The organism is Mesorhizobium sp. PAMC28654, assembly GCF_020616515.1.
GTDB lineage: Bacteria > Pseudomonadota > Alphaproteobacteria > Rhizobiales > Rhizobiaceae > Mesorhizobium.
The window spans coordinates 2,329,293-2,341,828 of record NZ_CP085135.1 but is presented as its reverse complement, the minus strand read 5'-3'; the positions used below and the strand labels follow the sequence as shown (position 1 = coordinate 2,341,828).

Genomic DNA, 12,536 nt, shown 5'->3' with positions numbered 1-12,536 from the left:
ATGGCGCGCGCACGGCGATGATGATCGCCATGCTGTCAGTGGCCATTGCCGGCGCGATTGGCCTGATGCTCGGGCTGATCGCCGGCTACGGGCCGCGCTGGCTCGACGCCATCCTGGTGCTGATGTTCGACAGCCTGAACTCGCTGCCGATGATCATGTTCGCGCTCGCCATCATCACCGTGCTCGGCACCGGAACCGGAACGCTGATCGTCGTCATCGCCGCGACCTCGTTCCCGAGCTATGCGCGGCTGATCCGAGCGCAGACACTGGCTTTGAAGAACAGCGACTACATCCTCGCCGAGCGCCTTCTCGACGCCAGTGCCGCGCGCATCATCTTCATCCATCTTCTGCCCAACGTCGTCGGTCCGCTGATCATCCTGCTGTCGATGGACATTCCGGTCGTCATCATGGTCGAGGCCGGGCTGAGCTTCCTTGGCCTTGGGGTCCGCCCGCCGACTCCATCCTGGGGCTCGATACTCTATGACGGCTATACCAGCATCCGCTCGGCACCCTTCATGGTGATCTTCGGTGGGTTGCCGCTGGTGTTGGCAACGCTCGGCTTCACATTCCTTGGCGAAGGGCTGCGCGATTATCTCGATCCGCGCCTGCAAGTGCGGAGGCCGGCATGACCGGCTCGCTCACGGCCCGCGATCTCAGCGTCCGCTACGAGACGCCGCATGGCAGTGTGCACGCACTGCGCCATGTCGACATCGAAGCGCATCCCGGCGAAGTGATCGGCATCGTCGGCGAGAGCGGCTGTGGCAAGTCCACGCTGGTCACCGCCCTGGCAAACCTGTTGCCGGGCAACGCCCGTGTCGAGGGCTCCATTTCCTATAATGGCGTCGATCTGGCAAAGCTCGACGCCCACCGCCAGCGCCTGTTGCGCGGCGACGAGATCGCCCTGGTCGGCCAGGATCCGATGACAGCCTTCAATCCGGTGCTGACCATCGGCGACCAGCTCGTCGACTTCCAGCACCACCGCAAGGATCTTGGTCGAGCGCAGAAGCGCGCGCGGATTGCCGTGATGCTCGGCCGCGTCGGTATCGCGGACGCCGAACGGCGGATGAATTGCTATCCGCACGAACTGTCCGGCGGCATGCGCCAGCGCGTCGCCATCGCCGCTGCCTTGCTGACCGATCCCGGGCTGCTGATCGCCGACGAGCCGACAACGGCGCTCGATGTCACCATGGAAGCGCAGATCATCCATTTGCTGCGCGAACTAAGGCGCGAATACAACGGCATCATCATCGTCGTTTCGCACCATCTCGGCGTCATCGCCGAACTCTGCGACAGGGTTTATGTCATGTATGCCGGCGAGGTGGTCGAGGGCGGCGAGGTCGACGCGATCTTCCACGATGCGAGGCATCCCTACACGCAAGCCTTGCTCGCCTGCGATCCGGCCCGCTTCCACGAAAGGCTGGACAGACTGCCGACCATCCCCGGCACGCTGCCCAGCCTGACCCATCCACCGTCCGGATGTGTTTATGCACCGCGCTGCGACCGTGTCTTTTCGCCATGCGGCTCTGTCGCACCGCCGCTGGCGAAGCTTTCCCACACGCATGTCGCGCGCTGCCATGCGGTGGCGCCATGAACCCGCTGCTCACTGTTGAAGACCTGTCGGTGACCTTTGCCCGAAGGGGTTTGCTGAACCGGGTGATCAACCCATTCCCGCTGCCGAGCTTCAACGTCATCGATGGCGTGACGCTGTCGCTGATGCCGGGCGAGACACTGGGCCTGGTCGGCGAATCCGGCTCCGGCAAGACCACGCTTGCGCGCACCATCCTTGGCCTCGTGCGCGCGGCGGCTGGGCGGATCACTTTCGAGGGCAGGGGCGTTGCGACGCCGGCCGATTTCCGCGCCATGCGCCGGCACTCGGCGATGATGTTCCAGGATCCGGTGGCTTCGCTCAGCCCCCGGCTGCGCATCGGCACGCTGCTGACAGAGCCGCAGATCATCCAGGGCGTGCCAATGCCGGATCGCCGCGCCGCGGCCAAGGCGCTGCTGGCGCTGGTCGGCCTGCCGGCATCTTTTGTCGACCGCTTTCCGCACGAGCTCTCCGGCGGGCAGGCACGCCGTGTCGGCGTCGCCCGGGCGCTGGCGATGAAACCGCATCTGCTGCTTGCCGACGAGCCGACCGCCGGCCTCGATGTGTCCGTGCAGGGCGATGTGCTCAATCTCATCGGCGAGCTGAAGCGCGAGCTCGGCTTCGCCGCCATGATCGTCACCCACAATCTGGCGATGATCCGCCATGTCAGCGATCGGCTCGCCATCATGTATCTCGGTCGGCTGGTCGAGACGGGACCGACGCAGGACGTGTTCTCCGCTCCCATGCATCCCTACACGGCGACTCTGATCCGGTCCGAACCGGTACCCGATCCGCGCCGGCGCAGTCAAAATCCTCCCGTCAGTGGCGAGATCCCCAGCGTGTTCCGGCGGCCCTCGGGCTGCGAGTTCCACACACGCTGCCCGATCGCGCGGGACCGCTGCAAGGTCGAGGCGCCAGCCTATCGAGAGCTTGGCGCCGGCCGCATGGTGCGCTGCCATTTCCCGCTGGAGACCGGCGGGCAACAACGGGAAGCCTTCTCACGCGCTTCCGCAAACCAAAGGGGAAACTGACATGACACGATGGAACATGGACAGACGTGCCTTTCTGAAGGCGGCCGGCGCGCTCGGCGCCGGCCTGGCGATGAAGCCCGGCTTCGCCTGGTCGGCGGTCGGCGATACGCTGCGCATCCGCATGGAAGGCGATCTGCAGACGCTCGATCCGGCCTTCATGAACGGCGCCATCGAGGATGTCATCATGCGCGGCATCTATGTCACCCTCAACCATTTCGGCGATATCCAGAAAGGTTCGCCCTGGGCGCCCTGGGGAGCTGAAAAGCTCGAGCAGAAAGATCCGAAGACCATCGCCTTCACCTTGATCGACGGGCTGAAATGGTCGAACGGCTTTGGCGCGGTCACGGCTGATGACGTGAAATTCTCGTTCGAGCGTATCGCCGACAAGACACTGTCATCGCCCTGGGCCTACCAGTTCGAAAAGCTCGACCGCGTCGAGGTCGTCGACGCCAGATCGGGCATCATCCACCTGAAGGAGCCATACCAGCCGATCTTCGTGACCAGCCTGCCTTACTATGGCGGGCACATCATCAGCCGCGCCGGCACGGAGAAGGCCGGCGGCAAATTCACCACCCAGCCGCCTGCCAGCTGCGGTCCCTATATCTTCAGCGACTGGCAGCAGAAGCAGAAGGTGACGCTGACCGCCAACCCGGACTGGCCGGGCCCGAAGCCGGATTTCGGCAAGGTCGAGATCTATGTGGTTGCCGACGACCAGGCCGCGCAACTGGCCTATGAGGCCGAGGCCTTCGACTACACCAAGATCGCCATTTCGGCGACCAAGGCGGTCAAGGCCAGCCCGCCCGCCGACACCACCCTGATCGAGGCCCAGTCGACCCGCTACGTCTGGCTGACCATCAACATGCTGAGCCCGCGCCTCAAGGATCCAAAAGTCCGCCAGGCCGTGCAGTACGGCGTCGATGTCGGGCAGATCCTCACGGGCGTCTATGACGATCTCACCAAGCGCTCGACCGGTGTCGTCCAGCCCGGCACCAAATTTGCGCGCGCCAGCAATCTGATCGCGGCGCCGGATTACGAGAAATCAGCCGCGCTGCTGGCCGAGGCCGGCGCCAGCGGCCTATCGCTGACCTTGACCGTGATGAACGATTCCATTCGCACCGCGACCGCCCAGATCATCCAGGCCAGCCTTGAGCAGGCCGGCATCAAAGTCGATATCCAGCCCTACGACGAGGCGGCGTTCTGGGGCGTCGGCGACAAGACGCAGGGCGACGGCTACAAGAACATCGATCTCGCGTTGATGGATTTCGCCGGCGGCGTCGACCCGTCCGAAAATCTGGTCTGGTTCCGCCCCGATCAGATCGGCGCCTACAACTGGTCCGGCTTCGACAGTTCCGAGTTCGAGACGAGCTACCAGCAGCTGGTAGCGGAAAGCGACGAAGCCAAGCGCATCACGCTATCCAACCGCATGGAAGACCTGATGGAGCAATCCGGTGGCTTCGTCTTCATCTGCCACCAGCCGCTGGTCGTCATCCACAAGACGGATTTCGAGTCGGTCATCTATCCCGACGGCCACCCCAACCCGGTGCTGTTCAAGAAGAAGGCATGACCAGACCATGATCCCGAACCGAAGGTCCGCGTAACGAACAGTGGGGACCGGTTTTCGGATAAGGTCATGGTCAAACAAGCAGATAGAGTCCCATCCCGGTGTCATCGGGATGGGACGGGCTCCATGTGGACAGGAACGGCACGATCGTTTAGCTGGTTTCCATGACGGAAGCCCAAGCAGAGAGTGGCAAGCGCAAGCGCGGCGCGAAGAAGGCTCCGCCGCGCTTCAGTCGAGAGCAGGCGGATGTGCGCCGCGCGATGTTGATCGAGGCGGCGGCGCGCTGCCTGTCGGTCGGCGGCATTGGCGCCTTCACCGTCGATCGCATCTGCAAGGAGGCCGGCGTTTCTCGCGGCCTGATCAACCATCATTTCGACAGTCTCGATAGCCTCCTGATCGAGGTCTACAAATCGTCGCTCTATGCAAGCGTCAATGCTCACATCGTCGAAGCGCGCCAGCGGCGCGTGACGAATGCCGACTGGCCGCCGGAGGAGGCGCTGGTGGCGCTGGTGCGCTCCAACTTCTCGCCGGTCTACTTCAGCCGCGCAAACTTGCTGATCTGGTTGTCGCTGTGGGGCGAGATCGCGGTGAACCCACGTCTCCAGGCAGCTCATAGCGAGCTCTACAATGCCTATCGGGCCGAGCTGGCGGAGGACATCGCCGCCGTCGCCCGGTCGCGCGGCAGGGAGGTCGATGCTCCCGCGCTCGCCCGCAACTTTATCGCGCTGGTCGACGGCCTATGGCTCGAATGGTGCCTCGACGCGACCGTCGTCACTCCGGAAGGCGCCGAAGCCGCCGGCTTCGAGATGCTGGAAGCGCGGGTCGGGCCGTTGCGCAAGGGTTAGATATCGGGAACCGCAATGCCGGCGTGGGGCGCAGGATGCCTGTGCCATCGACGATCTGGATCTCGTGCTCGCATCCAAAGCTGGCGGAGGCATCGCGGATCCTACGCAGGATCCGGTCCGCCTGTCCGCCTTCGGCGAGCCACGGAACGCCGCTCAGCGTCAGCGGATCGCCATGGCCGAGCTCGATCGGATGAAGTACGATCTCCGCCAGTTCGGCGCCGTCGAAACGGACCACCGGCAGGATCGTCTCGAACACCTCTTGTTGCGCGAAATGCCGCGCGTTGATCACGCCGTTGAGGTCGGCGGCCGTAGCCTTGCGCGGCGCCGCGAATGCGTCGTTCATCAGGTCGCGGTTGAGGTCGTACAATTCGGACGGCAGGAATTCCTGCAGGTCGCTCCAGATGAAATTGCCAAGACCGTAGAAGATCGGCCGGCCACGATAGAGATCGACCGGCCCTGGATGATGGATGCCGCTGACGCAGATCGTGTCGGCGCCGGCATCGATAGCTGCGCGGGCAAGCTCCTTCAGGAACGGAGAAGGCGGTTCCGGATAGCCGTCGCGCCCGGTCTCGTGGGAATGGACCATGACGATCAGAAAGTCGGAGCCCTGCTTGCCCTGCCGGACGTTTAGCAGGCAATCCGCCAGATCGCTCGGGTCCATCTCGTGGCGGTAGCCGCGCGCGGCGCCGGCTTCGAAACGGCGTCCGAACAGGCTGAAGGCATCCGTGTCCTCGACGGGGCCGCTTTGCGGCCTCAATCCACGAAGCATCTTCATCTCGTCATCGGTCAGGATGTCGATCTGGCGCAGGCGCAACGCGCTGACCCCCGGCCGGCCGGGGGTCGCGCCAAGCGGCCGCAGGGCCTCGGAGGTCGGTCGATAGGTGGTTGCCACGGAGACAAGGCCGATGCGGCCCTGCGGAGCTTCGAAATGGCGAGTGCGGCGGGCGAGCCCGAGGTTCTGGCCGGCGCCGGCATGCACGAGTCCGGCGGCATCCAGTCGATCAGACGTTTCGCGCATGCCCTCCAGGCCCCAGTCAAGAGCATGGTTGTTGGCGCGTGCGAACATGTCGAAGCCCAGCGCCGCGAGATCATTCGCCACGGCCGGCTCGCCGAGCAGTGGCCAATTGCCGTCCCAGCAGTAGGGATGGCCGGTGAAGGCGTCGATATCGACGATGGACGTCTCCAGGTTGCCGCAGCAGACATCCGTTTGATGGAGCAAATCCATCACTGCCGCGAAACCCGGCAGCCGATCGCGCAACCGGGTGATCGGGCGCGAAGCGATGCAATCCCCCGCCAGCGCCAGGCTGAATGGTCCCGAGATGCCGATCCGCAACTCGATCTCAGGCGGACGGCGGGGCGCGGCGAACGAACCCCGAAGGCCGGGGTCGGCATCGATGGGGTCGTCATGCGCCGGCCTGTTCATGCGTAGCGGCGCAGGATTGTTTCGAGATAAGCGTTCAATTCCTCATGGGCGTGGCCGTACCACGATCCATGCCCCATCCCCTCCAGCAGGTGAAACTCCGCGTTCGGGACAAGGCCCGCCAGTTCCTCGCCGTCCTGCGGCGGCGCCTGCACGTCCTCGGCGAAAGCGATGACATGGACCGGGACGCGCACCGACGGCAGGCGGTCGCGCTGGTCGAACCGCAGCGACGCATCCCACTGCGAGACGAGCGAGCTCTCGTTCTCGCCCGAATCGATCCACTCCAGCATGAGCTCCTTTGGACTTGCTTCGGTAAAGTGGAGAGCGGGTTGCTCATTCGGCGGCGTTTCGCTCGAACTGCATCGGGCTGATGTAGTCGAGCGCGGAATGCCGCCGGATGGGATTGTAGAAGCCGTCGATATATCGGGCAATGGCGGCTTGGGCATCGGCGCGGGTAAGGAAAGAGGTGCGCCAGATCAGTTCAGTTTTCAGCGTCTTGAAGAATGTTTCGACCATGGCGTTATCAAAGCAATTGCCCTTGCCTGACATTGAGATGATGACGCCGGCGGCACGCAATTCGGCTTGGTAGTCGATAGAACAATATTGGCTGCCGCGGTCGGAGTGGTGAATGAGGCCGGGTTCCGGCTGCCGCATGACGAACGCCTTGTTGAGCGCTGCCAGAGCCAGGCTGCGGTGTAGCCGGTTGCCAGCAGCCCAGCCAACGACCTTGCGGGCAAACAGATCGATGACGACAGCAAGGTACAACCAGCCCTCCCGCGTCCAGATGTAGGAGATGTCGGCACCCCATTTCTGGTTGGGACCAGTGGCGGCAAAATCCTGGTCGATGACATTGGGGGCAACCGGAAAGGCGTGTTCGCTGTCCGTCGTGCGCTTGAACCGCCGCTTCTGTCTTGCCTGGAGGCCATTCTCCCGCATCAGACGCGCCGTTCGTCGCCGGCCAATGGCAAAGCCATTGTCTTGCAGTTCCCGCGTCATGCGCGGGCTACCATAGGTTCCGTTCGACAGCGCGAACGACGATCGCACATGCGCCAGCATTATCATGTCGTCGCGCTGCCGGCGGCACGCCGGCCGGCGCCCCCAGGCAAAGTAGCCGCTCGGGCTGACACCCAGCGTCGCGCACAAACGGTCCACAGGGAAATCCTTCTTCGCCTGGTCGATGAGCGCGAACCTCACCGACTTCCCTCCTTGACGAAAAAAGCCGTCGCCCGTTTCAAGATATCCCGCTCCTGCCGAAGGATTTCATTCTCCCGCCGCAGCCGTTTCAATTCAGCGGCGACATCAGCATCAGGCGGACGCCCAGGATCGCCCATCTCACGATCCAGCTGCCGACCCATCCATCGCGTCAGCGTCGAGAAACCAACACCAAGATCCTCCGCGATCTGCCGCTTCGTCCGACCGCTCGTTCGCACAAGGCCAACCGCCTCCGCCTTGAACGCATCCGTAAACTGTCTCTGTTTCGTCATCGAGGTCGCCTTTCATCAGAAGGAAACTCTCCACTTTTTCGGGGCAAGTCCACTTCAGTTTGGGCCAAAGAACGCGGTCTCCGAGAGCCCGCGCCGGATAGAGCATGCTGGCATAGTGAGCGACGCCCATCATGCCGTCGAGATTGCCGCCGCGCCGCCGGAACTCGATCTCGGCCGCCTGGTAGTCCCAGCCCCAGCCGGTGCTCCATGCGCCGGTGCCCATCACGATCGCGCATTTGACCAGTTCGGGATGATCGATAGCGACTTCCTGAACGATCGCCGAGCCCAGCGACGAGCCGATGAACACCACCGGACCGTCGCACACGCCCTTGACGAGCTCGGCAACGTCGCGGGCGAAATCGGCGATCGGCCAGGGTAGCGGCGCGGTACAGGCCGTCCTGCCGATGCCACGATTGTCGAAAACCGTGCTGCGGAATCGAGGGGCGAAATGCGGTGTCTGGAAGCGCTGCCAATCCTGCCCCCGGGCGCCGCCGCCGCCCACCCAGATGATGTCGGGCCCTGATCCTGTCTGCTCGTAGTGGATCGAGGCCGAGGAACCGGTGTGAAAGGGCATTGCAATCTCCATTGTCGCTCGTCCTCCCGGGGATCGCTGTCCATGCGGACGGAGCCATCCTGGATATGATCACCTGCGTCTCGAGCATGACGCATTCTTCGCCGCCTTCCTCCCCGATCAGGGGCTCGATGGCGATGACCATGTTCTACTCGAAAATCCCGCTGCTATCTGGAGGTCTCGGAGGCGATGCCGCGTCCTGCGAACTCGATCAATTGAGCGGGCAACCACCCTCTCGCTTGCGGCGCTCCATATAGTCGCGCAGCGCTTCGTCGACGCCGGGATCGATCGGCGGCTGCTCGTATTCGGCGACCATGCGCTTCCAGATGACATTGGCGCGCTCGCGCGCCGTCACCTGGCCGCGTTCCATCCATGTGTCGTAATTGTCCCAGTTGGAGACCAGCGGCGAATAGAAGGCCTGCTCGTAGCGCTGCATCGTGTGCGCGGCGCCGAAGAAATGCCCGGCTGGGCCGACCTCGCGCACGGCTTCCAGGGCCAGCGTGTCAATGTCGACCACGGGCGGGTCGAAATAGGCCGACATCATCTGCAGCATCTCGGCGTCGATGACCAGTTTCTCGAACGATGCCGTCAAACCCCCGCCGAGCCAGCCGGCCGCATGCAGCACCAGATTGGCGCCACCCATCAGGCAGCCCCACAGCGACATGGCGCTTTCATAGGCCGCCTGCGCGTCGACCGAATTGGCGGCGGTCACATTGCTGGACCGGAATGGCACGCCGATCAGCCGGCAGAGCTGGCCGGTGATCTGCGCGGCCTGTGTGTACTCAGGCGTGCCGAAGGCCGGCGCGCCGGTCTTCATGTCTACATTGGACGTGAAGCCGCCATACATGACCGGCACGCCGGGTCGTACGATCTGCGTCAGCACGATGCCGGCGAGCGCCTCGGCATGCTGTTGCGACAGCGCGCCGGCAAGCGTCACCGGGCTCATCGCGCCGGCCAGCGTGAATGGCGTGATGACATTGACCTGGCCATGTTCGGCCAGCGCGATCAGCCCTTCGGCCATCGGCTCGTCCAGTTGCAGCGGCGAATTGGTGTTGATGATGCCGGTGAACACCGGCATTTCGTTGACCAGGTTTTCGCGCGTGGTGCCCAGTGAAATCGCCACCATTTCCAGCGCGTCGATGGCGCGGCCACGGCCGAGCGCCTGCGGCTGCCAGTTCTTGTCGAGCAAAGTGATCTCGGCATAGTAGAGGTCGAGATGGCGTGTGTTCTGATGCAGGTCGAGTGGTTCGAAAGGCCCGCCGCCTTCCTGGTGCAGCACGTTGAACGACTGGATGAGCTTCAGGTAATCGCACATCTCGGTATAGGTGCCGGGCCGGCGGCCGCGATCATTATCCATGACATAGGCGGGACCGCCGACCGACGACAGGATGCAGTGCCGCCCGCCGACCTTGACGTTCTTCTCCGGATTGCGTGCGCGCAGCTCGAACGACGACGGCGCCATCGCGACGCGCTCCATCACCATGGCGCGATCGAAGCGCACCCGCATCTGACCTTCGTCGACGTCGCAGCCCGCCGAGCGATAGAACTGCCGCGCCTGCTGCTGCAGCACCCGCATGCCGATCTCTTCGAGGATGGTGAGACCCATCTCGTGGATCGTCTGGACCTGGTCGGCCGACAGGATTTCGATTGGCTGGTAGGGTCGCGTCAGCTGCTTCCACGGACGCTGCGCGATGCCGCCGATCTCGCGCTGTGGACGGCCGGGTCTGCGACGTGCCGCGATGCGTTCCATAAACCCTCCTATTCAGCTGCCGTCCGCATATCGAAATTCTCGACCGCATCGACGATCGGCGTGTCGCGGCGATAGGGCTGCCAGCGGACATTCGCGCCGATCTCCTGGGCAAGCTTGTGGCCGCTGTGAACAGCATGAGCGATGGCGCCGGGGGCCAACGTGTCGCCGATGCGGTCGACGCCGCCGATGCCGGCGGCGGCAACTTCGTCGGCCCGCTCCGTCAGGGCGTCGAAGAGCTCACCGCGCGGCAACCTCAACCCGACGATCAGCACCGAGCGGCAGGCCACGCGGGTCTCCTCGCTGGTAAAGAGATGCGCCAGCGTCGCCGTTTCGCCGTCGAAGGCTTTCAGCAAATGGAGCGTCGTCACCGCCACCTTGCGTCGCGCCAGCGCGCGGTGCACCAGCGGCAGCTCGTTTGTCATGATCGTCCATGCGGACGCCTGACCAGCGGGGGTTACATAGCTGACCGGAATGCCCTGCGCGGCCAGATGCTCGGTAAGAACGCCGCCCATATAATAATTGTCGAAATCGAAGACGAGCGTCGGCCCTTCGGGAAGCCGGCCAGCGGCGATGTCGTCCGGGGTGAACACATTCGGATGGTCGAGCCGGCCGACCGGAATCTCCAGCGAGGAATAGAGCATGTTCGTCCAGCGCGCGCCGGTCGCCAGCACCACGCGATCCGGCGCCAGGTCGAGGATCTCGTCCACGCCCAGCGAACTCTCGGGATAGAGCGAGACGTTGCTCATCTCGCCCAGACGCCCGAGCCGGTAGTCGACGACGCGGTTCCAGGCCGAGAGGCCGGGCAGCGTCTTCTCGAAGGTCAGCCGCCCGCCGAAGGACCGGCTGCTATCGGCGAGCGTCACCTCATGGCCGCGCCGGCCAAGGGTTACAGCGCATTCGAGCCCGGCAGGTCCGCCGCCGACAATCAGGATCCGCTGGGGTTTGTCGGCGCGCTCGACGCGTTCGGGATGCCAGCCGCGCCGCCATTCCTCGCCGGCGGTCGGGTTCTGGGTGCAGCGCACCGGCACGCCGTCATGCCAGCTCGAAATACAGATGTTGCAGCCGATGCATTCGCGGATTTCAGCCTCTCGGCCTTCGCGGATCTTGGCCGGCAGGAACGGATCGGCGATCGAGGGCCGCGCGCCGCCGATGAAGTCCAGCACGCCGCGCTTGATCTGCGAGACCATGGTGTCGGGAGAGGTGAAGCGCCCGACGCCGACCACCGGCTTCCTGGTCAGCGATTTGACGAAGTCGATCACCGGCTCGTGGCTGCCTTCGCCGGTGAAGCGCGACGCCGAACAGTCCGTCGGACTGGAATCCATCTTGACGTCGAACAGGTCCGGGAGATCGGCCAGCAGTTCGATCAGTTCGTGCGCCTCCGAGGGCTGGTTGCGGCCGGGCCTGCCGCGCAGTTCCTCAAGGCTTACCCGCAGCGCGACGCCGCAATCCTTGCCCACGGCGTCCTTGGTGACCTCGATCATCTCGCGCACGAAGCGCACACGGTTTTCGATCGATCCGCCATATTCGTCGACGCGGTGATTGTATTCCGGCAGCAGGAATTCGTAGCCGAGATAGCCCATGCCGGCATAGACGTAGACGACGTCGAAGCCGGCCGTTCGCGCCTTGCGCGCCGCTTCGGCCTGGCATCGTAAAACCTCGCGTATGTCGGCCTTGTCCATCGTCTTCGGCCGCATATTGCCCATGAAGCCGACATGGGTGGCCATCCATGGAATCCCGGATGGCGACAGCGGCGGCAAGCGGCTTGTCCTGTTCATCACCGACGCGCCGCCGTGCCACAGTTCCACGCCGGCAAGCGAACCGTGGCGGTGCACCGCTTCCGTCATCAGCGCATGCGCGCGGATGTCGTTGTCGTCCCATAGGGTCGCGAAGGGCAGCGGCGTGTCGTCCGAAGTGGGGTCGATCGAACAGGCGCCGGTGCAGATCACGCCCCATCCGCCCTCGGCCTTGGCTTCGCGAAAGGCGGCACGGACCCGGGGCAGCGCGTTCGTCATGCCGCTTGCATGGGGCACTTGATAGAAACGGTTCGGCGCCGTGACAGGCCCGATCCGCATCGGTTCGAACAGGATTTGGTAGCGGGGATTACATGTCATGAGGGCTTCGCGAATATGCTTGTTGAACGATCGTACAACAAGCATATTCGCGCCCGTGACGGAACGCAATGGCCCATGCGTTGGTGCTGGCGATTGGTCTGAAAAAAGAGAACCCACCACGACGACATCGGGGTGGGTCCAACTTCAGGGAGACTATCTGGTGTGGGTCGAGCGCGTC

11 protein-coding genes are annotated in these 12,536 nt (G+C 64.1%); 5 read left to right on the top strand and 6 right to left on the bottom strand.

Annotated elements, in window-relative coordinates:
• Positions 1-17: 17 nt before the first annotated feature.
• The 5 genes from LGH82_RS11815 to LGH82_RS11795 all read left to right on the top strand — a co-directional run bounded on the left by LGH82_RS11815 (position 18) and on the right by LGH82_RS11795 (position 5,022).
• Complete coding sequence (locus LGH82_RS11815) at positions 18-629, top strand: ABC transporter permease (RefSeq protein WP_227348655.1); 612 nt, start codon at positions 18-20, stop codon at positions 627-629.
• Positions 626-1,591 carry an ABC transporter ATP-binding protein gene (locus tag LGH82_RS11810; protein ID WP_227348654.1) on the top strand — a complete coding sequence of 322 codons (966 nt, stop codon included), beginning with the start codon at positions 626-628 and terminating at the stop codon, positions 1,589-1,591. The genes LGH82_RS11815 and LGH82_RS11810 overlap by 4 nt, the downstream gene beginning before the upstream one ends.
• Positions 1,588-2,616: an ABC transporter ATP-binding protein gene (locus tag LGH82_RS11805; protein ID WP_227348653.1), complete on the top strand. Its 1,029-nt coding sequence runs from the start codon at positions 1,588-1,590 to the stop codon at positions 2,614-2,616. The genes LGH82_RS11810 and LGH82_RS11805 overlap by 4 nt, the downstream gene beginning before the upstream one ends.
• Before the next feature lies 1 nt (position 2,617).
• Positions 2,618-4,180: an ABC transporter substrate-binding protein gene (locus LGH82_RS11800; protein ID WP_227348652.1), complete on the top strand. Its 1,563-nt coding sequence runs from the start codon at positions 2,618-2,620 to the stop codon at positions 4,178-4,180.
• Positions 4,181-4,341: 161 nt separating this feature from the next.
• Positions 4,342-5,022 carry a TetR/AcrR family transcriptional regulator gene (locus LGH82_RS11795; RefSeq protein ID WP_227348651.1) on the top strand — a complete coding sequence of 227 codons (681 nt, stop codon included), beginning with the start codon at positions 4,342-4,344 and terminating at the stop codon, positions 5,020-5,022.
• On the opposite strand, the gene LGH82_RS11790 is transcribed toward LGH82_RS11795, so the two are convergent.
• From LGH82_RS11790 to LGH82_RS11765, 6 genes are all read right to left on the bottom strand, one after another.
• Positions 4,949-6,445, bottom strand: a complete 1,497-nt coding sequence (locus LGH82_RS11790) for a CapA family protein (protein ID WP_227348650.1) — start codon at positions 6,443-6,445, stop codon at positions 4,949-4,951. The two genes, LGH82_RS11795 and LGH82_RS11790, sit on opposite strands and share 74 nt — an antisense overlap.
• On the bottom strand, positions 6,442-6,732 hold the full coding sequence (locus LGH82_RS11785) for an alpha/beta fold hydrolase (protein ID WP_227348649.1): 291 nt from the start codon (positions 6,730-6,732) through the stop codon (positions 6,442-6,444). Before LGH82_RS11785 ends, LGH82_RS11790 begins: the two co-directional genes overlap by 4 nt.
• Positions 6,733-6,775: 43 nt before the next feature.
• Positions 6,776-7,872 (bottom strand): IS3 family transposase gene (locus LGH82_RS11780; protein ID WP_413771415.1). Its coding sequence is split into 2 segments (ribosomal slippage): positions 6,776-7,648 and positions 7,651-7,872, totalling 1,095 coding nucleotides; the frame shifts between segments, so codons are not numbered across the junction.
• Positions 7,775-8,500, bottom strand: coding sequence for an alpha/beta fold hydrolase (locus LGH82_RS11775; protein WP_227348648.1), 726 nt, complete (start codon positions 8,498-8,500; stop codon positions 7,775-7,777). The genes LGH82_RS11780 and LGH82_RS11775 overlap by 98 nt, the downstream gene beginning before the upstream one ends.
• A 208-nt stretch (positions 8,501-8,708) precedes the next feature.
• Positions 8,709-10,247, bottom strand: a complete 1,539-nt coding sequence (locus LGH82_RS11770; protein WP_227348647.1) for a trimethylamine methyltransferase family protein — start codon at positions 10,245-10,247, stop codon at positions 8,709-8,711.
• An 8-nt stretch (positions 10,248-10,255) separates the two neighbouring features.
• Positions 10,256-12,358 (bottom strand): FAD-dependent oxidoreductase, encoded by a 2,103-nt coding sequence (locus LGH82_RS11765; RefSeq protein ID WP_227348646.1) that lies wholly within the window; start codon positions 12,356-12,358, stop codon positions 10,256-10,258.
• Positions 12,359-12,536 lie beyond the last annotated feature (178 nt).

Bases quoted from the DNA above. Each gene is read 5' to 3' on its own strand.
- LGH82_RS11815 (WP_227348655.1), top strand. From the start codon at position 18: ATGATGATCGCCATGCTGTCAGTGGCCATTGCCGGCGCGATTGGCCTG.
- LGH82_RS11810 (WP_227348654.1), top strand. From the start codon at position 626: ATGACCGGCTCGCTCACGGCCCGCGATCTCAGCGTCCGCTACGAGACG.
- LGH82_RS11805 (WP_227348653.1), top strand. From the start codon at position 1,588: ATGAACCCGCTGCTCACTGTTGAAGACCTGTCGGTGACCTTTGCCCGA.
- LGH82_RS11800 (WP_227348652.1), top strand. From the start codon at position 2,618: ATGACACGATGGAACATGGACAGACGTGCCTTTCTGAAGGCGGCCGGC.
- LGH82_RS11795 (WP_227348651.1), top strand. From the start codon at position 4,342: ATGACGGAAGCCCAAGCAGAGAGTGGCAAGCGCAAGCGCGGCGCGAAG.
- LGH82_RS11790 (WP_227348650.1), bottom strand. From the start codon at position 6,445: ATGAACAGGCCGGCGCATGACGACCCCATCGATGCCGACCCCGGCCTT.
- LGH82_RS11785 (WP_227348649.1), bottom strand. From the start codon at position 6,732: ATGCTGGAGTGGATCGATTCGGGCGAGAACGAGAGCTCGCTCGTCTCG.
- LGH82_RS11775 (WP_227348648.1), bottom strand. From the start codon at position 8,500: ATGCCCTTTCACACCGGTTCCTCGGCCTCGATCCACTACGAGCAGACA.
- LGH82_RS11770 (WP_227348647.1), bottom strand. From the start codon at position 10,247: ATGGAACGCATCGCGGCACGTCGCAGACCCGGCCGTCCACAGCGCGAG.
- LGH82_RS11765 (WP_227348646.1), bottom strand. From the start codon at position 12,358: ATGACATGTAATCCCCGCTACCAAATCCTGTTCGAACCGATGCGGATC.